Genomic DNA, 19,997 nt, shown 5'->3' with positions numbered 1-19,997 from the left:
CTCACCCCTTATAATGGTCAAACCAATATAGTACATCTTGAAACTGGTCGTTGATGGCATGGGGGTGAGTTAACATATCAATATGACCGTAATTATGTTTATGGCCATATTTCTTGCCATAAATTTTGAGTTCTTGGATCCCAATACCTGACTCCTTCATAAACATTGTAATGTCGATCGGCTGAGCCAACGCTTTGTCACTCACGCCTGCAATATGCAGCGTTGGCGGTAATGTGATGTTCTCTAAAGCAGCACCATAATCAAAGGCATCGTCACTATCAATCCAAGGGCTTATCTGAGCCCACTGCGCACTTTGCCTATGTGATTTAGCGGTCTCACTATCAGATCCCCATCGCAGTTTTTTTGCAGGTAAAAAACCATACTTTTTGGTATAATAGTAAGCCAACCAATACCATAGTATATTGGCTTTTAATAACTTCTCTGGATGGTTGTTATATAAACTTCGTTTAGAACCAAAGTAGGCACATGCACGCACATGCTCAATTTCACTGGGAAAGCGGGCAAACACACTATTCATAATCACCCCACCCCAAGAGTGCGCAACCCAATATTCAGGCTTTTGACCTAATCGTGAAGAGATAAAATCTAATGCTGTTGGCATATCCTCTAAGATGGATTCTGTTTGTCCATAATCATGATTTTTGTCTATCGTAGGCTCGCTATCACCTCGTCCCCGTAAATCCAAAACAAAACATCTATACCCCTGCTTTGCTAAATATGGCGCAAAACCTTTGTTTGAGTGGGTGTAGAAAATTTTACCATTTTCAATTGCACCATGAAGACATAAAACAATAGGCCCTTGTTTGTCTGGGTTATGAATATATCTAAGGTGTAATGACGCATTGCCCTGTGATAAAGGTACTTGTATTGATTCTTGTTTTATCATGATATATCCACACTTTTTACTCATCGTACCAGTAGGTATATTTAAAAGTAAACCCATTAGTGGAGACATTGAAAATAAGGTATAATTTCAGGCAGTAATTTTGTGATATACATTTTCAATCATGCACCCTAGAAACAAACATGCTAACGGCTATGATCTGTCAGACTTATCAGAGGCCACCCCGGAATTGACTCAATTCATAATCAACAAACCAAATAATCAAAGTACCATTGACTTCTCTGATGCTCGTGCAGTGCTATTACTTAATAAAGCTTTGTTGTTTAGGCATTACGGGATTAAATTTTGGGATCTGCCGCAACAGTTTTTATGTCCACCTATTCCTGGAAGGGCAGACTATATCCATGCTCTAGCCGATTTGCTCGCAGATGACCATGACGGTATCATTCCTACAGGAAAAAAAATAAAGTGCTTGGATATCGGAACAGGCGCCAATCTCATTTACCCAATACTTGGCAGTGCAGAGTATAAATGGCAATTTGTTGGCAGTGATATAAACCCTATAGCGGTGAAAGTGGCTGACAATATAGCAAAAGCAAACAAGCTTCCAGTAAAAGTAAAGCAACAAACCGATAGCAATGCGATATTTAAAGGTATCATCACAAAAGACAGCTATTTCGATATCACAATGTGTAACCCCCCATTTCATGCTAGTGAACTAGAAGCGCAGCAAGGTACCCAAAGAAAGTGGAAAAACCTAGGTATCAGCAAAACAGCCAAACAACTCAATTTTGGCGGTCATGCACCAGAGCTTTGGTGTAAAGGCGGCGAGCTATCATTCATAACGAATATGATAAAAGAGAGCGCGCAGTTTGGTAAACAAGTAGGCTGGTTCACGAGTTTAGTGTCTAAAAAAGATAATTTACCTGCGCTAACAAAGTGTTTAAAACAACACCATGTCAAACGTCATAAAATCATAAAAATGCTTCAGGGTAACAAACAAAGCCGCTTTATTGCATGGCAGTTTTAATTAACTGCCCCACTTTTCATCTCCCTATCATCTCGAGCAAATTTTATTTAAAACACCAAACAACGCTCGCATATCAATTGGCTTGCCGATATGAGAAACAAACCCTTGAGACAAATACCGTCGGACATCACTCGGCATGACGTTAGCGGTAAGGGCGATTACGGGTAAGTTAGGCTGGTGTGCATTTATTACTTGCTGTGCTTCAATGCCATCCATTTCAGGCATATGAATGTCCATTAAAACCAAGTCGAATTGACTAGAGCGACAAGCATCAACCGCCAATATGCCGTTTTCAACCACCATTAATTCTGCTTGTGTATCTTTTAACATCATTTCAACAAGCATCTGATTTATTTTGTTATCTTCTGCAATGAGTATTTTTTTCCCTGCTAAATCTGGGGGAGATAATGATTTATTAGGGGGGGTTCTTGACGCTTGAGTATTTTTATCAATTGGTAAGATAACGCGGATATGTGTGCCTTTTCCTTGCTCGCTGCTGAGTTCAATACTACCTTGCATAAGTTTAACTAAACTCGCTGTAATAGACATACCAAGCCCTGTACCGCCATACTTTCTGGTTGTTGACGTATCCGCTTGCGCAAAGCGATCAAAGATACAATTTTGAGCCTCCGCGCTCATACCAATACCAGTATCACAAACCTCAACAACCACAGCTGGTTTTTCATTCAGTACCGTTTCAGCTAAGTGTATGTTTACAGCCCCACTCTCCGTAAACTTTACAGCATTTGAAGCAAGGTTGAGTAATATCTGTTTGATTCTAACCAAATCCCCAAGCCACTTGTCCTTAAATTGCTTATCAATAATGATGGCAAACTCGAGCCCCTTCTTACTGACCAATGTATCTAAATCGTATTTTACAGAATCCAATATATCCACAAATGAAATGGGCGCACTTTCAAGCTCAAGTTTATTGGATTCGATTTTTGAGTAATCCAAAATATCATTGATAATTGTGAGCAAACTTTGAGCTGAAAAAGCGGCGTTAGCCAGCGTCTTTCTATTGTCTGAGTCCAACTCGGCACTTTGCAGTAATTGAAGCCCACCTAAAATAGCGTTCATAGGTGTTCGGATTTCATGACTCATGTTTGCCAAAAAATCGCTTTTAGCTTTCACTGAATTTTCTGCAGCTAGCTTAGCTGCAGCAAGTTTCTCAATAACGGCAACCTTGTCTGTTACATCATAATTTACACCAATGACTTTAATTGGCACACCCGATTTATCTTTAATGATTTCGGCACTGGCTTTCATAGTCCTTATATCACCATTTGGGTGCACAACTCTAAACTCCGGCTCATAAACGCCTTCACCTTGTACAGCTGAAGCCAGTTTAGAACGTACAAATTCGAGATCATCAGGGTGTACACTATTTTCCCAAGCTTCATACACACCAGAAAACTGCCCTGCCGTTACACCATATAGCTTAAACATCCAATCATCCCAAATAAGCTCATTGGAAATTAAATCCCATTCCCAAACGCCAATCTCAGCTGAGTCATTCGCAAGCTGCATCCTAATAGCAAAAGAATCGGCTTCATCTTTCGCTTTCTGAATTTGTGCTTCGACTTCCTTTTGGCGCGTAGTGTCTTGAACCACAGACCAGATAAAATCTATTTCATCGCTATCTGTAATTTTGATACCTGATAATAAGACTGGAAATACCTTGCCAGATTTATGAATATACTCCTTTGCATAAGGCCCATATCGCCCTCTCATTTTCAAGTCTTCAAGCTGTTTATACTCCTGCTGTTCATATTTTTTCGGCGTCAATTGCCAATAGTCCATTTGATTCAGCTCTTCGACAGAATACCCCGTAATGTTACCGAACTCCTGATTGACATAATCAAAGCTGCCATCTTGCATAAAATTAATGGCAATGCCGACGGGTGCCAAATTAACAAAGTGCTCAAATTTTTCTTTCTCTCTCTGATATGCCTTCTGATAGTGCTTAATATCCGAATGCGCTTCATCAAGCTTTTGTTGGGCATGCACTATTTCTGTGATGTCTCTTCCGATCGCGAGAATAAGTTCCTCACCGTGAAATTGCACGGATGTCAAAGACACTAAACAAGGAAAAGTCGAACCATCGGGGCGGCAATGGGTCCATTGGAATAGCTGAGCTCCCTCTTTCTGCGTTTTCTTAATATATTGTTTCGCTAACTGTTCAGATGATTGACCGCATGGCTGATGTTTTGGTGAGATGTCAGCAGGAGTCAGTTGCAAAAACGCTTCCTTACTATTGATCCCATGCATTTCAATCGCCGCAGTATTGCACTCAACGAATGTCCCAGACTGAAGATCAACAATAGAAAGCGCATCACCGGACACATCGAATAGCTTTTTGTATTTATCTCGTTCAAAGGTAACTTGCTCAAGCTCAGATCGTAATCTTTTCAGTTCATTCTCTAAATTTGCACATCTTGTCCGAGACATAGCAGCTCCATATGCGCTTCAGTCTAAAATTATTTCACCAATTGGAATAAATATAGGAGAAAACCCTGACTATTTAAATTAAGCAGATTGTGCTTATTCCCCAACACTTAGTCAAAAGACTCATCAACTTCAGCGGCAGGAAGTTGAATTTCAAACTGGCTGCCAATACCAAGCTTTGACGCCACAATAATATCCCCTCCTTGGTTTTTAGCCATCATTAAGGCAATCGTCAGACCCAAGCCAACATTGGCGCCAACAGGCTTAGTGGTGTAAAAAGGGTCAAATATTCGTGTTAATTTATCTGGCTCGATCCCGCAGCCTGTGTCTTCGAACACAATACGTACAACCCCTGCACTTTTGCTGGCTGTTATTTTGACATCACTTATCTCCGAACCCGATTCTTTTGCGTTGAGGTATAAAGCTTCAAAAACTTTCAGCAGCTGCTCTCTACAACACATAATCTGAACACTTTTATCATGTGGGCTTTCATATATCTTTTGGTCGGTTATCTCACTACAAAACGTCGTGAGTATCTCATTTAAATCATATTCCCTAGGTTGTTCATCAGATACACCATTAAACACCGACAGCGCCGCAACTATGCGTTCAATTCTATTTAAATCAATTGCATTGTCTTCGAGCAACTCACCTATATCAGTAAAGTCACTGGCTAGCTGATTTTCTCCAAAGCCCTCAACTTTTTCGAATAAAGAATCAATGTAATCCTTTAAAACCGCAAAGTTACATTTCAATGCCCCAAGTGGGTTATTGATCTCGTGAGCCATACCTGCGGCTAAATAGCCTACAGACGCCATTTTTTCAGATTGTACTAATGTTGCCTGCTGCCTAATAATCTTATCTTTCGCTTCTCTAAGAGAGCGGTTAGACGCAAGCAGTTCAGCCGTTCGTTTCTCTACCTTATCTTCTAGAGTTTCATTTAGCTCCTTTAATTCACGCGCTAGGTCTGATTGCTTTTTGATATCACGAAAAGCCCGCAAGGCGCTTGTCATCGTGATATATAAACGGGACTTTGTCAGATCTACTTTATTTTTGTAGTCATTAATATCATATTTGAGCATCACTTCGTGCTCTGGAATCGTACTAGGTTGCCCTGTTCTCAAAATAATGCGCACATCATGATTATTAAGCTCTTGCCTAATTTGGCGAACACATTCAAGGCCCGCGTTGTCTGTTTCCATAATTACATCGAGTAGAACAACACATATTTCAGGATCAGATTGCATATGCTTCATTGCTTCAGCTTTAGAGTATGCATGTAAAAATGACAGCTCTCTGCCTTCGTAGGTAAATTTTGATAAAGCCATGATCGTCACATCATGTATTTCAGGTTCATCGTCGACGACGAGTACTTTCCATGGAGGAAGCTGAGATGTCTGAGTTGTTTGCGCAGACTCGCTTGCAAGAAAAGAAAAAGTTGAGTTAGGCATGGCTACCAATTGTCTGTATTGATAGCCTTAAGCATGGCAAAAAAAGTTAAAATTACAACCTATTAAGTTCTGTTTTATAATGCTTTCTACAAACCGAGACGTAGCGATCATTACCGCCAATTTCGACCTGATCGCCGTCAGCAATAGCATTACCGTGCTCATCTAAACGCAATACATGGTTCGCCTTTCGACCACAGTGACATACTGTTTTTAGTTCTATTAGCTTATCTGCCCAAGCCAATAGATATTGAGCCCCTTCAAATAACTCACCTCTAAAATCTGTTCTCAACCCATAACACAGTACTGGGATACCTAAAGAGTCAACAACATCGGTTAATTCAGAAACTTGCTCTTTAGATAAAAACTGGCTTTCGTCCACCAAAATACAATCTAATTTTTGCGTTTGGTGTTCATTATTTACAAGCTCAAATACATTCGTCGTCGGCTCAAATGTACTAGCATCAGCTTCTAAACCAATTCGAGATGCAACTTTGCCAACACCTGAACGATTGTCTATGGCAGCCGTTAGAATAAAAGGCGTCATGCCTCGCTCACGGTAATTAAATGCCGATTGCAATAAAGTCGTAGATTTACCCGCATTCATTGCTGAGTAATAGAAATAAAGTTGTGCCATAGGTGTAAAATGAAAGTTTCGAGTGTACGTAAGTCTACAGAAACTTACCTATTCTGACCATAATCAATATCTTGGAATTTTATGATTAACCGGGTTGTTGACATAATCTAAATAGTACTCATGTAATGGCATTACTCCTAACTCTTGCCAAAGTGTCTGGGCAACATCAGGACTTTGCAGTAAAAACGCCTTCGACAAAGCCAAATATCCATAACTAATATCAATAGGAGGGAATATAGGTTCAAGTACATCGCTATATGGAAAGCCAGACACTTGCTCGTTATAAACTTGGCATAACCCTAACGCCCCATCAACTAATCCTTTGAGCACTAGCTGATAAGCATCATCTTGTGAATCAGTTTGAATGACACGATACAAATCCTGATGCAAAGCATGTAAAACAGCATACCCGCGAGGCACAGCCAAACTGATCGGATAGTTATTATTCGCCACGTCTTGACCAAGACCTTGCTGCCCGACCAAGCACGTTCCCAACATACTTATAGCGAGACTTTCGTCAACGTCACCTTGGGCATTTTTCGGAAAATTGAGAAAGGATGCTCTTTCAGAGCGATACGAAGCGACGACAGCATCTACTTTATTTTTTTGGATATCATTTAAGCACCTTCGCCAAGGTTTGCGCACAAAGTTAAAACGCACATTTTTAACTTTGCTTTCAAGCCCTCGTAAAATCTCTATCGTGGCACCTGGTCGATGACTCGGTACCTCAAACCCACTACCAAGAAAAAAGGGGGGGATATTTTTGTCTTCGTAGCACAAAGTGATAAAGGTTGTAGCATATGATGATGAAGACCACAATAATACAATTAAAAGCGCTAACAGACGCATATAGCTCACAGCTCATTTTAAGGTTTAAGCATTGCAGTTGCATGCCTGATGCTTTTAATACTATAGCTTACCCTGTTCTGTATGTCGTTTAATAAAACGATTTGTTGATATCTTTAGGTGTCTGGATAAACAAATAAAAAAGTGCCTTGTATGTAGCTTATACCAGGCACTGAAAAAATCGCTTGGGTTATTTAGCGTCTAGGTAACGCTTCTCAACTTCAGCCCAGTTAATTACATTATAAAATGCAGCAATGTATTCTGGACGGCGGTTTTGATATTTAAGATAATAAGCGTGCTCCCAAACATCTAGACCTAAAATTGGAGTCTGGTTACTCATAAGCGGACTATCTTGATTTAAAGAGCTTGTTACTTTTAGCTCGCCGTCAGCATCAACAACTAACCAAGCCCAACCACTACCAAAACGACTGACTGCCGCAGCGGTAAACTGCTCTTTGAACACATCAAAACTACCAAATGTATCTGAAATTGCTTTAGAAAGTTCCCCTTCGTGCAAGTCACCACCATCTGGAGACATAATGGTCCAGAATAAACTGTGATTATGATGACCACCAACATGGTCTCTCACTGCACCTTGTAGGTTTTCAGGCAGAGATTCAATGTTAACAAGCAGATCTTCAACACCACGCTCAGCGAACTCAGTGCCTTCTAAAGCTGCATTGGCTTTATTAACATAAGTCTGATGGTGCAGTGTATGGTGGATTTCCATTGTTCTTGTATCAATATGTGGCTCTAGAGCGTCATATGCGTACGGTAGTTGTGGCAATGTAAAAGCCATGATTTTTCCTCATTTACTTTAATGGACGATATGTGGACGGTTAAAACCACCTTCCATTGCTATGTTAACTTGTTCAATTAACTCAGGAAGGTGAGGATGGCAGGACGCAAAATTAATTAACTCCTGCCTCGTTTTATGTAAGTGATGGCAAGCAATTTCAACGATTTCAATAGACGCGTTTTCTACTAAGTTGAGGATCACCGTATGAACTTCGATCAGCTGTTGACAAGCTCGCTCAGGCTTAGACAATGCTAAAAAGCAATCAGCTAAATTATGAGCTGCGACCACCAGTGCAGGACAGCAATGTTCAATTGCAGTTAATTGCTCATCGCTTGCCTCGCTTTTTAAAAAGCGTTCAAGTAAATGACCAGCCAGATTTAAAGCACTTTGATATTTATCTCTGGCCGAATCAAATTTACCGTGCTGGAATGCATCGTTGCCAGTTTTAATAGCGTATTGCCACGGGGCAAGGGCGTACTCCAATGGAGTATCAACTGAAGTTTCTGGTTGCTCAATTAGGGCCATTACGCTCCCCTTAGGTTGCTTTACACCAGACAACTATAAACAAAACCAACACCTTAATGCAAATTGTTTTTATTTGCATTATTACCATAATTTACGAGTGGTTATTTTATCTAATACCATTCATATCAAACCCAAACATAAATACTGCTTAAATAACAACCTCAGTTAAAAGCATAAAAGACAACGATAATGAGAATAAGAATCAATTGTTAAACCTATGATTTTAAAGGGTTTTTATTGACAAATGAGTTCTCATATATAGAATAGCCCCTAAAGTCAGAGTTTGAGGAACATCCTATGAAGGGTAAACAAAAAATCATCGATGCATTTAATGCACTACTGGCAAATGAACTTGCTGCAATTGACCAGTATTTCATCCACTCTCGTATGTACGAAGACATGGGTCTTGATAAATTGTATGAGCGCTTGAACCATGAGATGGAAGAAGAAACAACACATGCAGATTGGCTAATTAAACGCATTCTATTCCTAGAGGGCGTACCAAATATGACCAAGCGTCGCGACTTATTAATTGGTCAAGACGTCAAATCGATGATGGAAAACGACCTGACACTTGAACTTGAAGTGGTCGCATGTGTTAAAGATGCAATCAAAGCATGTGAAGAAGAGCAAGATTATCAATCACGCGCTGTACTACAAAAGCTACTTTTTGATACTGAAGAAGACCACGTATATTGGTTAGAACAACAAATTGGTCTAATTGATAAGATCGGTATTCAAAACTACCTACAATCGCAACTTGCATAGGAAGGCTGATACATGAAAGGTAATAGAGAAGTTATTGTCGCACTCAATAAAGTTTTAGCAAACGAACTTGTAGGTATCAATCAGTATTTTTTACATGCTCGCATGTTTAAAGACTTCGGCTTTATGAAGCTGGATAAAGCAGACTATAAAGTGTCGATCCAAAAAATGAAAAATGCGGACAGGCTTATCGAGCGTATTTTGTTTTTGGAAGGCCTACCTAACCTACAAGACCTAGGTCGTTTAAACATTGGTGAGAACGTACCTGAAATGATTGCTGCCAACCATGCTTTTGAAGAAGTCTCTTTAAAAGACTTACAAGCCGCTATCGCTTTGTGTGAAGAGAAGCAAGACTATATCAGTCGCGAAGCTTTAGACCATATTCAAAGTGAGCAAGAAGAGCAAATTGATTGGCTTGAGACTCAGCAACAGTTACTAAAAACAATGGGGCAAGAAAACTACTTACAATCACAAATGTAAGTTTCTTCCATTAAAAAAGGCGCTTAATTCAGCGCCTTTTTCGTTATTCAATTCTTTATGCAACTTGTTCAGTCACATCAACAATATCGATTAGCTTTTCATTCAAAATCTTTTTTGTGCAATTACAGCATTTACCGCATTGAGTGCCAACACCTAGCTCTTTGCTAAGATCTCTCATAGAACGAGCACCGTCATCTATCGTCTGCGCTATTTTTTTGTCTGTTATTCCGTGGCAGATACAAATATACATGAATGAAAACCAATCTCAATTACATCAATTGAGGTTAAGTTTAATCTAAACAAAAATAGTTATCAACTCACTTACGCATAAAAATGAGAATAGTTACTAATAGCATTGATCAATAAAGAGTTTTATTTCACTTTTTATAATGGTTCAAGCCTCCAGCTGTAAAATGACAGTGCAAATTTCAATCAACCTATGGCGCCTAGCCTAATTTTTATCTATTTACTGTGTTCAAATACACATGTTTATTTAATTCATAAAAGGATCGAGACTGTTTCATGTGCATCGAAGTAATGTGTTGGACAGATTGAAAGCGAAATGATGATACTATTTCACTGACTTGTATGAGCGATATAAAATATACGTGTCTGCCACTTATCACTGACACGCCCCCATTATTACAGCCTTTGATTTCCTTCCCAAAAACAAGAATTTAAAGCTTTGAAACAAATAACGAATTAACCAAATGTAAAAAACAGAACTCTGAAAACGATAAAAATTAAGAGTCTAGCTATTTCTGCAAGTGTTGTACTTGCCACTTAATCAAACATTGATAGAGCTCAGACGATTCAATGGGCTTAGCCACAAAGTCATCCATGCCGACTTGCAGGCACTTTGCCCTATCTTCACTGAACGCGTTAGCAGTGATCGCGATAATATATGGCGTGCCGTATTCATCGGGCTGAGAGCGTATAGCGCGTGTGCACTCAAACCCATCCATATTCGGCATTTGACAGTCCATAAGTACCACATCATATTTTTGAACGCTTAAAGCATCTAGTGCCTCTATGCCGTCCTGCGCTTTGACGATTTCCCCTCCCGTTTTTGCCAGCATTTGCATTGCAACTATCTGGTTTATTGGATTATCTTCAACCAATAATAAGCGCACACTGTCTAAGTTTGGAATACCAACGCGGTCTTGAACAGACCGTTCTATTCGCCCGCCTCGTTTTGCAGGGATCACGACAGAAAACTCGCTACCCTGATACTCTTGAGAGGTAAACGTCAGCTTTCCTTCCATCAGTGAGACCAAGCGCTTGCAAATTGTCAAACCAAGTCCTGTGCCACCATATTTGCGTGTTGTAGACAAATCCGCTTGTGTAAATTCGTCAAACAAATCTTTTTGCGCTGCCTCTGAAATACCCACACCAGTATCTTTGATGCTACAAGTAAGCCGCTCATTGTGATAGCTCACTTCAAAACGAATAAAGCCTTCTTCTGTAAACTTACCGGCATTACTCAATAGATTATTAATCACCTGTCCGACACGTAAGTCATCGATGATAAGTACATCAGGGACTGTGTCTGATAGTACATAGGTAAACTCGACATTCGACTTTTTGATTGATTGTTCAAATGATGTAGAAATATCCCTGACAAACTTTTTAATATCAGTGTCTTGTTTCGCTAGATGTAGGGCTCCCGCTTCAATTTTCGAGTAATCCAAAATGTCATTAAGAATGAGTAACAGTTTATGGGCTGACTGATAAATAATATCTAACTGCTCTTTTGATTTAACGTCTTGCTCGGACTGGATCAGCGCTTCAGACATCCCAATAATGCCATTGAGCGGTGTCCTTATCTCATGGCTCATATTCGCCAAAAACTGACTTTTTGCGGAGCTTGCGCGATTGGCACTTTCAAGTGCAGTGATCAATTCCTCGGTTTTTTGCCGCACTTCCAACTCGAGCGTTTTATTAAAATCTTGTAGCTTACGGTTGAGCTGTGCATTTTCTTCATTCGCTGTATTTAACTTAGTGAAGCTCATCGAGAGTTTAAACGCCAACTGTGAAAACTGCTGCTGTAAAATAATCACCTCTAAGCAACTGCCATCTGTCGTATTATTGACGTCAGACAGTTTCTTGCTGGGGTCAAAGGAGTTTATACTATGACTTAAATCCACAATGGGTTTAGTGAAAACACGCGTCATTCTATTCACTAAAAAGCTGCTGATGGCAATGATAAACAAAGCCAAAATAAATGACTGGATCCACGCTGAAGCGACCGCCAAGTTAACGTGTTTTCGCTCTATTAAGCTAATTACACGCCACTGAAATATGTCTGATTGCATACTTTGCTTGTAGTACACATCTCGATTGTTACTGATATAGATTTGATCGGTTGTCTCTGTGAGTTCATCTAATTGCTTATCTGCAATGTTATCTAAAATATTGAAATCAGATTTTAAAGAGCTATAAACGATGTTATTTTCGTGATCAACAATCAGTAAATGCCCTTTTTGCGCCAGCACCCTAGGAATAAACTGTTCAAAAGACTCAAAGTAGAGTGAGCTCTCGACAATGCCTTGGAACTCCCCTTCTTCATAAAGCGGAGCAGATACCGCCACCACAGGATCATTACCAAACCCTCTACCTTGAAAAATTCCAGACACATAACCGTTAGGGTAGTAAGGTGCTTGAAGAAAGTATTCACGATCAGCCACCGAAGGCACTTCTCCCACTAAACTCACTTTTAAGGCTTTAGGATAAAAATGTGTGACCATCGCGCTATGATCAGCCACAATCGCTGTTCTAAAGTTAGGGTAAGTCTCGACCAGCCGTCTAATTACTTGCTGCTTTTCAACGCCTGATTGAATATCCTGCGCAGCCACCATAATGGCTCTACGATAGCTTTCGAGGTAATCATCTATTTGCTTTAATGCACTGCCAGAAGCGTCTTGCAGTTGGGCAGTGACTTCGTACTCAATCCGCTTGTAATGGCTATTTGTAAGCACTATCGTCGTGATCAGTACCACCAATATAATCAATTGACTGATCATGTAGTTGAGAATTTGATACAAAGCTTTTGCTTGCCAAACTCGTTTGAACAAAAAAAGCGATATCAAATCAACAATAGCAAGGTAAACCGCTGCATTAATCAGGTACTTGGCAAGTGCGGTGAAAATAACCAGTAAAGTCAACCCAAGCACAAACTTACCAACAATAAATAAAATGGGCACACCAAAGAGCACCCAGTAACCAAGTCCTCGAATAAACAGCGGTTTGTTGGCACGGATACAAAAGATTTGCAGCCACGCTATTTCGAATAGAAATACAAGAGAAGCCCAGCAGTGCCCCCATCGATACAACAGGAACAGTGCGCCAATACCCACCGCAATGATTGCATAACGCCAGCCTAAAGCAAGTAAGCACAAAATGACAAACAGCTGCCCAAACAAAAACTCGGAGCTATCTAAAAACCAAATAGGAAGCAGGTTTGCGATCCCGCCAACCACTCCTAAAAAAAGTGCAATAATTACCTTGGGTAACTTAACGAATTGATTCAGCAATACCAGCTCCTCTTTATATTCTATTAAAAAATAAAGGAAAGCTGGTTATTTGCCAAGTTTAATGGTGGGGACAATCGTGACTTTCTATTTGAAGTACACACTTTTCTACTGAAAATAGCTGTTTTAAGCGTGCTTCAACTTGATAACGACATGCATCATCATGCATTTCAATAGTACAATGGTGTTTTAATACAATATGCGCACCGACAATTAATTCATCGTCTGTGTTAGATACCGTCACATTGTGCACACTTTCAACATGCTCTGTATCCACAATCGCCTGCTCAAGCTTGTTCACATTAGGTAACGCGCCATCTTTACTTAGCAGCCCAGTCAAGCAAGATTTAATCACTTTAAAACCAGTGAATAACACAAAACTCGAAATCAGCATACTTGAAAGAACATCAATAATATTCCAGCCAGTCAAATGAATGAGAATACCTGCGACAAAGGTAGAAATTGTGGATAATAAATCAAAGAAGGAATGTAAAAATACGGCATACACATTGATGCTGTCTTTACGGCCTTTGTACAGCACCCAAGCAGCAACCCCATGAAATAAAAATCCCACACCAGCAATAGTAGACATTACAAATGTATTCACTTCGTGAATGTGGCCTTGAGAGTGTAATTCAATGCGTTCTGTCGCTTCTAATAGGATAATAACAGCGATAGAGACATATAATACGCCGTTAATGAGTCCACCAGTGTATTCTGCTTTTTTGTAGCCTTCGTTAAAATTTTTTGCCAGTTTTACAGCAATGCTTGATGCAATCAATGCGATAAGCAAAGAACTGTTATGAACAAACAGATGCCCAGCGTCAGCCAGCACGGCTAAGGAATTGGCAAAGTATGCACCAATAACCTGGATAACCATAAACGTGCAAGTCAATGCAAGCGCAATAAGTAAGCGCTTCCGAGAAGCCTCATGAGTTGTAAGATCGGTCATTCGAAACTTGAGAAACCTTTGTAACTATAAATTAGAGGATGCCTTATGATAAAGGACGATAATTGTAACTCTATTTCATTTCAGACGCATCAAAAATCACAATATTTAGCAAATAAATAGACTATTTTTTTCATCTAAAAGCATGATCTAACTTGCTGTTTGTCGTGATTGGCTTAACCCGTGACTTGCAGCGTACAAACCTTGCTCGAAGTAACGCAATTGCTCGTAACTAAATATGCACTGTGTGTAACGCATAACTTCAATGGCGACCTGCGAATTATCAAAACAATTTGCGGGCCGTCCAGGATAAAAGCGCACACCATTATTAAATACCACAATGTGCCTTACGCCGCAGCTGGCACCAATGCAATCGGCAAGTTTACTTGCACGTATTTTTGATGCATTCAATGGATTTAAGAAAAACTGTGAACTCCCCTCTTTGCTTACGTGCCACATTTCACCACTTATGTTGGCCTCAATGTCCCCCTCATGATGTATGCACACACATGTAAAAATGCCAAACGGTGACAATACCACCCCATCAATATCTAACTCTTGCAAGAGTGGGCTCATACTACGCGGAACAATAATATATTTTTTTTTATCTAGTTTGCTGCTAAGCGCATCGTAAGTACGCCTAAAACCTCTTTTTTTTGTTTTATATGACGCACTGGAGGTATGATTAAAAGCGCGTTTTCCAAGCTCAATTAAAACATAACCGCATAAAACAATGCTTAGCCAAAACCCAAATCGTGCAAAGTGCTCAGGCTCTTGATTAATATCTAAGGTAGGGGAATGATGAGTTTTATATTCAGCTGGATCGATTGTATTCACAGAGGCAACTGATTCAGAAATAATAGGCGTCGCCGCAATAATCTGAGTTCGTCTATTATGTTCATTTTGTCGACTTTTCTTGGCTAACTGGGCTTCAAAAGCCTGCCTTTGTACGGCAACTTGCTCCGCGCATTTAACCGCACTTTGAAAATTCTGCTCACCGTGATGACAGATAATGGGCTTTTGAAAAAAGGCCTGCCACTGCTGGTATACCGTCGGGTCTTTAAATTGACCGATTCCATATACCGGCTGTCGAGCATGTGTTTTAGCAGAGATATGCCCAATGTCTGAAGGCGATTGGCAATAGTGCGCTACCCGCTCGAGCAATCGTGTGATACGAGCTTGCTCTGAGCCTGTCAGATTGCTATTGTTTTGCAGAAACACCAGCTCCGAGGCATATCTGTCACATTGATTTACATCGAGCTGTGTTGGCATTGACGCCACACAACCAGCATAAATGAGTAAAAACAAAATCCATCTGTTCATTTTACCGTACCTAAATTACATAATTTTAAACGTCAACCCAGTGCGAGATTTAAGTCACTTGCTGTTGGCCAACATATTTAATGCCCACTCTTCCAGCAATCCATCGCTACTTAAAGTCACCAGCTTTTCTTTAGTCGGTGCATACATATCAACAATCGTCGCACCCGAGCTCACCGTATTAATCTGCCATGTGCCTAACTCATTGCCACTTCGCGTATCCCATATTGTCAGCTGAGATTTAGATGAAGAGGTTGCCAAAAGACGGCTTTTCTCAATAAATAACGCCTTGCGAAATACCTTAAAACGCGCCATGTACTTAAGTTCACTTTTATCTGCTCCATCAATGAGCGATGCAATAACCTGATTGTCTAACGCATCCGATACAAAGAATTCTGAGAAGTCTTTACGCACCGCTAAGCTCGTAACTCGGTGGTTAAACTCTTTGGTAAAGACTGGCTCTGGTGAACCAAATTGCCAAAGAGCTAATTTTCCGTCTTGCGCAGCAGTTAAAAACAGCTCCCCTTTGTCGTCCCATTCAACATGCATGACTGGTCGGCTATGAGGGGCAAATTGATTATTCACTTGAGTATGCAGGTGCGCCATATTTACCGTACCATCTGACATGGCCACGATTATTTTATCCATAGAAGGTGACAAAGAGACCGAGGTAATATGCGCATACCCACTTACCCCCGTAAAACTCACTTTAGTCACTAGCTTCTCTGTTGACAAAGACCAAAATTGAAGCTGATTATCACCGACAACAATCAACATGTTATTGTCTTTTGACAACACAACATCCCGAGATAATTCAGGCATTTTATCCTTCGGAACCGAAAACAACTCGGTCATCGATTTGCTATCCCAAACTGTTAAAGTATTTGTGCTATCTATAGTAACTAACTTAGTCCCATCTTGTGAAAAATGGCCGATAAGCACGCCCTTATCTCCCAGTTGACTGATGGTGCCTTTACTCAATAAGATTTCATCCTCACAACCTGTTAAAAACAGCATTAAAAGGAATGGGATTAGTCTAAACAACATGGCTCTAGCTCTCTAAGTTAAAGGGCAATAAATAATCTGTGCAAATAGTATAGCCTTTTACTTTTTTGTACAGTGTATTGTCTACTCTCATTGATGTAGTCCAGTGAGCAGCAAGATTTGTAGGCAAAATAAGCAAAGTCTGCGCCACTACCTAGTCAAATTTTTTAAGATATTGATATCCCAATATTCAATAATCCCATCGCTGTTCAATGTGACCAGTTTACGCTCTTTATTGATGTGCATATCAACGATCAATGCCGTAGAAGTTGCCGCTTGAATGCCATAAGCGTCAATTTCTTGCCCCGTATTTACATCCCACAATGTCCACCAAGACTTACTAGAGCCAGTTGCTAAGTATTGACCATCAGGGCTAAATGCAGCAGCACGAAACCACCTGAATCGCTCGCGATAAGCAAGCTTGATTAACTCCGGCTCTGATGAGAAAGGCCTTAGGATTATTTGCTCATTAAGCGCATCAGATGCAAAAAGTAGATTTTGCGACAAATTATAGGCAACACTCGTCACACGTTTTGACAGCCGGTGTTCGAATGTTGGCTGCAACGTGCTCGCATTTAAAATATTGACTACACCATCATGGCCCGCACTGAGTATGAGTTGTCGCTGTGCACCTAACTCGAGAAAACTCACCCTGGCATCATGATACTTAATCCGCTTAGTCAGTTTATTTTCAAAGTCAATAACACTGATAGTGCCATCAGTCATCCCAACTAACAACTGCATTGGGTGTGCGTAAATGGCTATCTTTGACGTTTTTGCGAATTCTGACTCTCCTGACACATCGAATTGGCCTAACCTCACCTTGTCGACGAGATCCCAGACCACCACATACGTTGTGAAGCTTGCAGCTAACAGCCGATTGTCTTGTGATATTGCAATATCTGTCACCTTGGTCTCGTTCAATTTAAACTGAGCCAAAACGCCACTGCCATCGGTCTTTGCAATGTTCAATGTGCCTTGAGCCACGAAAGCAACCAGGTCTGCATGTGATGAAAACACACCAAGATCTATTGGCACGTCACTGACTTGATGAAAAGCCTGCCTTGGATTTTCACTTACGCCATCACATCCAAGCAACAGAGTCACCAGAACAGCAGTTAATAAGATATGAATGATACTTTTATACATAGGCGTTCTCCCAATACTGCTCACTCCTTGTTTCGCCTCAAAACAGCTATATTCTAAACTTTAAGTTTTAGTCTCTTACCTATATTATCGGACATAAATCCTATTTATTTAGAAAATATAAACGACAAGGCAATCTAAAAGTACTATAATTAAAAAGTCGTAGCGAGAAGTTCACTCGGCATAGCATGATTGCAAGTCATTGCCGTGGAGCTAACGAATCGAGGTAATTATGTGTAGCGCACCAAGAGCGAGAGTATCAAAAGGTAAAGTGGTCGATTATCAAGACGCGATGAACCAAAACTTAAGCCCAAAAAAACGCTCCGAGTTTGCCAAAAAAGCCAATGCTGCCTATGAAAAACGCCATCCTAATGAGGAGTATAAAATGGCTTACAAAAATGAAAAGAAAAACCAAAAAACAAAATCACTAGTACACAAAATAGAAATAATTCTGGTTCTTATCGTTTTTATTGCCATTGCCGTTAGAGTCATATTTTTATCAGAATAAGTGTGAACAGGCTTTCCGCCTTCACTTCTTCTTTCACGCGTTCCTTGCAAATACACCACATCGATAACTTATAAATCGACTCACTTTTAAGTGGTCAAAGTTAATTGCCTTAATCGACATACTCGTAGATCCACTTTTAGGGACTAATTTTCAAATTAGTGCTAATTGCGCCTTGCACAACAGCAACGTTATAGTATAACATAATCTCAAATTGTTATTTTATAACATTATAAAAGCAGGCGTCTTTACCCATTTCCTGCAACCTAAATACTCTAATAATTGAAAGAAATATGAAACACACACACAAATTACTCTCCGTTGCAGTTGCAACAGCATTGCTAGCAGCTTGTGGTGACACAGAAACAACTATTATTGAACATGCTCCAGTCGTAGAACCTGTTGAGCAAGACAAAGGCCATGACGACCACGCGCATGATGGACATGACCATGACCACGACTCAGTTGGTGAAGCTGGCCGCTTATTGGTAACTTCTCCAGAGTCAAACTCTGTACATGTTCTAGATATTGAGCACAAAGAAGTCGCAGGTGAACTTGCTTCTAGTAACTATGCAAGCAGGGTATATGCAACTGAAAATAGCCGCTACGCTATTTTAGTTCAATCCGAGCAAGGTCGTGTCGAATTTGTAGACGGTGGTATTTGGCAAGAGGATCATGGCGACCACATGCATCCTTATGAAGAAGCACCTGCATTAAGCGATGTTGCTTTTGACCATGTAAAACCAGCGCACGTTACTAACGGCGAGCACAGCACTGCAATTTTCTTCGATGGCAGTGGCAATGATGCTGTTAATGCAGAAGTCGTTGTTTTCTCTGAAGCTTATCTTGGCGGTGATAAAGACAAAGTCGCTGAAATTCACTACGAAACAAACATGCACGGCGCAGCTCAATCTCGCGGCGAATACACATTCAGTACAATTCGCGATCCACAAACTGAGTCTACACTGCCAACACAAATTGGTGTTTATCACAAACATGACGGCCACTTTGACCAAGAAAAAGTATTCGATGTCACTTGTCCAGCGCTTCATGGTAGTGCGCAAAACCATGAGCATGTGTCTTTTGCCTGTGGTGACGGTGTTATCGTAATTGCTGAAGAAAATGGCGAGTTTGTCGCTTCTAAAATTGCAAACCCAGAAAGTTTTGTTGAAAACCAGCGCATCGGTTACTTAATTGGACATGAAAGTAGCCACCAATTTATTGGTGTTGCAGGTACTGAGCTTGTAGTTGTTGATGCTGAACATGGCGAAATCGAAAAGATTGAATGGTCAGTCACAGAAAACCACAGATTTGCTGGTGGTAACTTCAACTATGACGGCTCTCATGCAGCTGTATTAGACACAGCCGGTGTCTTAACAATTTTCGAACAACACGCCGAAGGTGATGAGCACCATTGGGAAATTGCACACTCAGTAAAAGTACATGAGCATGAGTTGTCAGCGATCCCTGAGGGTACTGTATTTAGCATTGCCTTCTCTGGCGCTGAAAACATTGCTTACGTAACGGATTCAACGGCACAGCATGTCATTGGCTATGACCTTGAAACAGCTGAAGTAAAAGTTGAAATTGAGCTAGATTTTACACCAGAACGTTTAGTTTGGTTAGGTATTGAAAAAGGAGGCGAACACGCACACTAATA

At 40.4% G+C, this 19,997-nt stretch carries 18 protein-coding genes; 5 read left to right on the top strand and 13 right to left on the bottom strand.

The genetic code is table 11. From position 1 onward, the window contains the following. Position 1: 1 nt before the first annotated feature. On the bottom strand, positions 2–907 hold the full coding sequence (locus N473_RS16660; protein ID WP_063368916.1) for an alpha/beta fold hydrolase: 906 nt from the start codon (positions 905–907) through the stop codon (positions 2–4). A gap of 121 nt (positions 908–1,028) precedes the next feature. Here N473_RS16660 and rlmF point away from each other — a divergent pair, with 121 nt between their 5' ends. After that, a complete protein-coding gene (gene rlmF / locus N473_RS16655) occupies positions 1,029–1,895 on the top strand; it encodes a 23S rRNA (adenine(1618)-N(6))-methyltransferase RlmF (protein WP_063368915.1) in 867 nt (288 codons plus the stop codon). Positions 1,896–1,922: 27 nt separating this feature from the next. Here the strand turns inward: rlmF and N473_RS16650 are convergent, their stop codons facing one another. From N473_RS16650 to N473_RS16625, 6 genes are all read right to left on the bottom strand, one after another. After that, positions 1,923–4,346 carry a PAS domain S-box protein gene (locus tag N473_RS16650; protein WP_063368914.1) on the bottom strand — a complete coding sequence of 808 codons (2,424 nt, stop codon included), beginning with the start codon at positions 4,344–4,346 and terminating at the stop codon, positions 1,923–1,925. Between the two features lie 107 nt (positions 4,347–4,453). Further along, positions 4,454–5,794 carry an ATP-binding protein gene (locus tag N473_RS16645; protein ID WP_063368913.1) on the bottom strand — a complete coding sequence of 447 codons (1,341 nt, stop codon included), beginning with the start codon at positions 5,792–5,794 and terminating at the stop codon, positions 4,454–4,456. Positions 5,795–5,846: 52 nt separating this feature from the next. After that, positions 5,847–6,428, bottom strand: coding sequence for a thymidine kinase (locus tag N473_RS16640; protein ID WP_063368912.1), 582 nt, complete (start codon positions 6,426–6,428; stop codon positions 5,847–5,849). 63 nt (positions 6,429–6,491) lie between these two features. Then, the gene (locus tag N473_RS16635) at positions 6,492–7,277 is read right to left on the bottom strand and encodes a substrate-binding periplasmic protein (RefSeq protein ID WP_063368911.1); all 786 of its coding nucleotides are present in this window, start codon (positions 7,275–7,277) and stop codon (positions 6,492–6,494) included. Between the two features lie 187 nt (positions 7,278–7,464). Then, the gene (locus N473_RS16630) at positions 7,465–8,073 is read right to left on the bottom strand and encodes a superoxide dismutase (RefSeq protein WP_063368910.1); all 609 of its coding nucleotides are present in this window, start codon (positions 8,071–8,073) and stop codon (positions 7,465–7,467) included. An 18-nt stretch (positions 8,074–8,091) separates the two neighbouring features. Next, positions 8,092–8,598 carry a hypothetical protein gene (locus N473_RS16625; RefSeq protein ID WP_063368909.1) on the bottom strand — a complete coding sequence of 169 codons (507 nt, stop codon included), beginning with the start codon at positions 8,596–8,598 and terminating at the stop codon, positions 8,092–8,094. 297 nt (positions 8,599–8,895) lie between these two features. Here N473_RS16625 and bfr (N473_RS16620) point away from each other — a divergent pair, with 297 nt between their 5' ends. Both bfr (N473_RS16620) and bfr (N473_RS16615) read left to right on the top strand, forming a co-directional pair. After that, the gene (bfr, locus tag N473_RS16620) at positions 8,896–9,366 is read left to right on the top strand and encodes a bacterioferritin (RefSeq protein WP_063368908.1); all 471 of its coding nucleotides are present in this window, start codon (positions 8,896–8,898) and stop codon (positions 9,364–9,366) included. Between the two features lie 12 nt (positions 9,367–9,378). Next, a complete protein-coding gene (bfr, locus tag N473_RS16615; RefSeq protein WP_063368907.1) occupies positions 9,379–9,843 on the top strand; it encodes a bacterioferritin in 465 nt (154 codons plus the stop codon). Positions 9,844–9,898: 55 nt separating this feature from the next. On the opposite strand, the gene N473_RS16610 is transcribed toward bfr (N473_RS16615), so the two are convergent. From N473_RS16610 to N473_RS16585, 6 genes are all read right to left on the bottom strand, one after another. Beyond that, positions 9,899–10,093: a (2Fe-2S)-binding protein gene (locus N473_RS16610; protein ID WP_023397915.1), complete on the bottom strand. Its 195-nt coding sequence runs from the start codon at positions 10,091–10,093 to the stop codon at positions 9,899–9,901. A gap of 505 nt (positions 10,094–10,598) precedes the next feature. Then, positions 10,599–13,376: a response regulator gene (locus N473_RS16605; protein ID WP_231099584.1), complete on the bottom strand. Its 2,778-nt coding sequence runs from the start codon at positions 13,374–13,376 to the stop codon at positions 10,599–10,601. A gap of 58 nt (positions 13,377–13,434) precedes the next feature. After that, a complete protein-coding gene (locus N473_RS16600; RefSeq protein WP_063368906.1) occupies positions 13,435–14,325 on the bottom strand; it encodes a cation diffusion facilitator family transporter in 891 nt (296 codons plus the stop codon). Between the two features lie 147 nt (positions 14,326–14,472). Continuing rightward, positions 14,473–15,645 carry an NERD domain-containing protein gene (locus N473_RS16595; RefSeq protein WP_063368905.1) on the bottom strand — a complete coding sequence of 391 codons (1,173 nt, stop codon included), beginning with the start codon at positions 15,643–15,645 and terminating at the stop codon, positions 14,473–14,475. A gap of 54 nt (positions 15,646–15,699) precedes the next feature. Next, positions 15,700–16,689, bottom strand: coding sequence for a WD40 repeat domain-containing protein (locus tag N473_RS16590; RefSeq protein ID WP_063368904.1), 990 nt, complete (start codon positions 16,687–16,689; stop codon positions 15,700–15,702). Positions 16,690–16,836: 147 nt separating this feature from the next. Continuing rightward, a complete protein-coding gene (locus tag N473_RS16585) occupies positions 16,837–17,835 on the bottom strand; it encodes a WD40 repeat domain-containing protein (RefSeq protein WP_063368903.1) in 999 nt (332 codons plus the stop codon). 268 nt (positions 17,836–18,103) lie between these two features. Here N473_RS16585 and N473_RS16580 point away from each other — a divergent pair, with 268 nt between their 5' ends. Beyond that, positions 18,104–18,340: a hypothetical protein gene (locus tag N473_RS16580; RefSeq protein ID WP_152614556.1), complete on the top strand. Its 237-nt coding sequence runs from the start codon at positions 18,104–18,106 to the stop codon at positions 18,338–18,340. A 290-nt stretch (positions 18,341–18,630) separates the two neighbouring features. Beyond that, positions 18,631–19,995, top strand: coding sequence for a hypothetical protein (locus N473_RS16575; protein WP_063368902.1), 1,365 nt, complete (start codon positions 18,631–18,633; stop codon positions 19,993–19,995). Positions 19,996–19,997: the final 2 nt, after the last annotated feature.

The organism is Pseudoalteromonas luteoviolacea CPMOR-1 (assembly GCF_001625685.1).
GTDB classification, from domain to species: domain Bacteria; phylum Pseudomonadota; class Gammaproteobacteria; order Enterobacterales; family Alteromonadaceae; genus Pseudoalteromonas; species Pseudoalteromonas luteoviolacea_K.
Note: the sequence above shows the minus strand (reverse complement) of the source record. Positions and strands in the feature narration are given on the sequence as shown.

What these genes read in the sequence shown, in the direction of transcription:
- N473_RS16660 (WP_063368916.1), bottom strand. Translation starts at nt 907, where the DNA reads ATGATAAAACAAGAATCAATACAAGTACCTTTATCACAGGGCAATGCG.
- rlmF (WP_063368915.1), top strand. Translation starts at nt 1,029, where the DNA reads ATGCACCCTAGAAACAAACATGCTAACGGCTATGATCTGTCAGACTTA.
- N473_RS16650 (WP_063368914.1), bottom strand. Translation starts at nt 4,346, where the DNA reads ATGTCTCGGACAAGATGTGCAAATTTAGAGAATGAACTGAAAAGATTA.
- N473_RS16645 (WP_063368913.1), bottom strand. Translation starts at nt 5,794, where the DNA reads ATGCCTAACTCAACTTTTTCTTTTCTTGCAAGCGAGTCTGCGCAAACA.
- N473_RS16640 (WP_063368912.1), bottom strand. Translation starts at nt 6,428, where the DNA reads ATGGCACAACTTTATTTCTATTACTCAGCAATGAATGCGGGTAAATCT.
- N473_RS16635 (WP_063368911.1), bottom strand. Translation starts at nt 7,277, where the DNA reads ATGCGTCTGTTAGCGCTTTTAATTGTATTATTGTGGTCTTCATCATCA.
- N473_RS16630 (WP_063368910.1), bottom strand. Translation starts at nt 8,073, where the DNA reads ATGGCTTTTACATTGCCACAACTACCGTACGCATATGACGCTCTAGAG.
- N473_RS16625 (WP_063368909.1), bottom strand. Translation starts at nt 8,598, where the DNA reads ATGGCCCTAATTGAGCAACCAGAAACTTCAGTTGATACTCCATTGGAG.
- bfr (WP_063368908.1), top strand. Translation starts at nt 8,896, where the DNA reads ATGAAGGGTAAACAAAAAATCATCGATGCATTTAATGCACTACTGGCA.
- bfr (WP_063368907.1), top strand. Translation starts at nt 9,379, where the DNA reads ATGAAAGGTAATAGAGAAGTTATTGTCGCACTCAATAAAGTTTTAGCA.
- N473_RS16610 (WP_023397915.1), bottom strand. Translation starts at nt 10,093, where the DNA reads ATGTATATTTGTATCTGCCACGGAATAACAGACAAAAAAATAGCGCAG.
- N473_RS16600 (WP_063368906.1), bottom strand. Translation starts at nt 14,325, where the DNA reads ATGACCGATCTTACAACTCATGAGGCTTCTCGGAAGCGCTTACTTATT.
- N473_RS16595 (WP_063368905.1), bottom strand. Translation starts at nt 15,645, where the DNA reads ATGAACAGATGGATTTTGTTTTTACTCATTTATGCTGGTTGTGTGGCG.
- N473_RS16590 (WP_063368904.1), bottom strand. Translation starts at nt 16,689, where the DNA reads ATGTTGTTTAGACTAATCCCATTCCTTTTAATGCTGTTTTTAACAGGT.
- N473_RS16585 (WP_063368903.1), bottom strand. Translation starts at nt 17,835, where the DNA reads ATGTATAAAAGTATCATTCATATCTTATTAACTGCTGTTCTGGTGACT.
- N473_RS16575 (WP_063368902.1), top strand. Translation starts at nt 18,631, where the DNA reads ATGAAACACACACACAAATTACTCTCCGTTGCAGTTGCAACAGCATTG.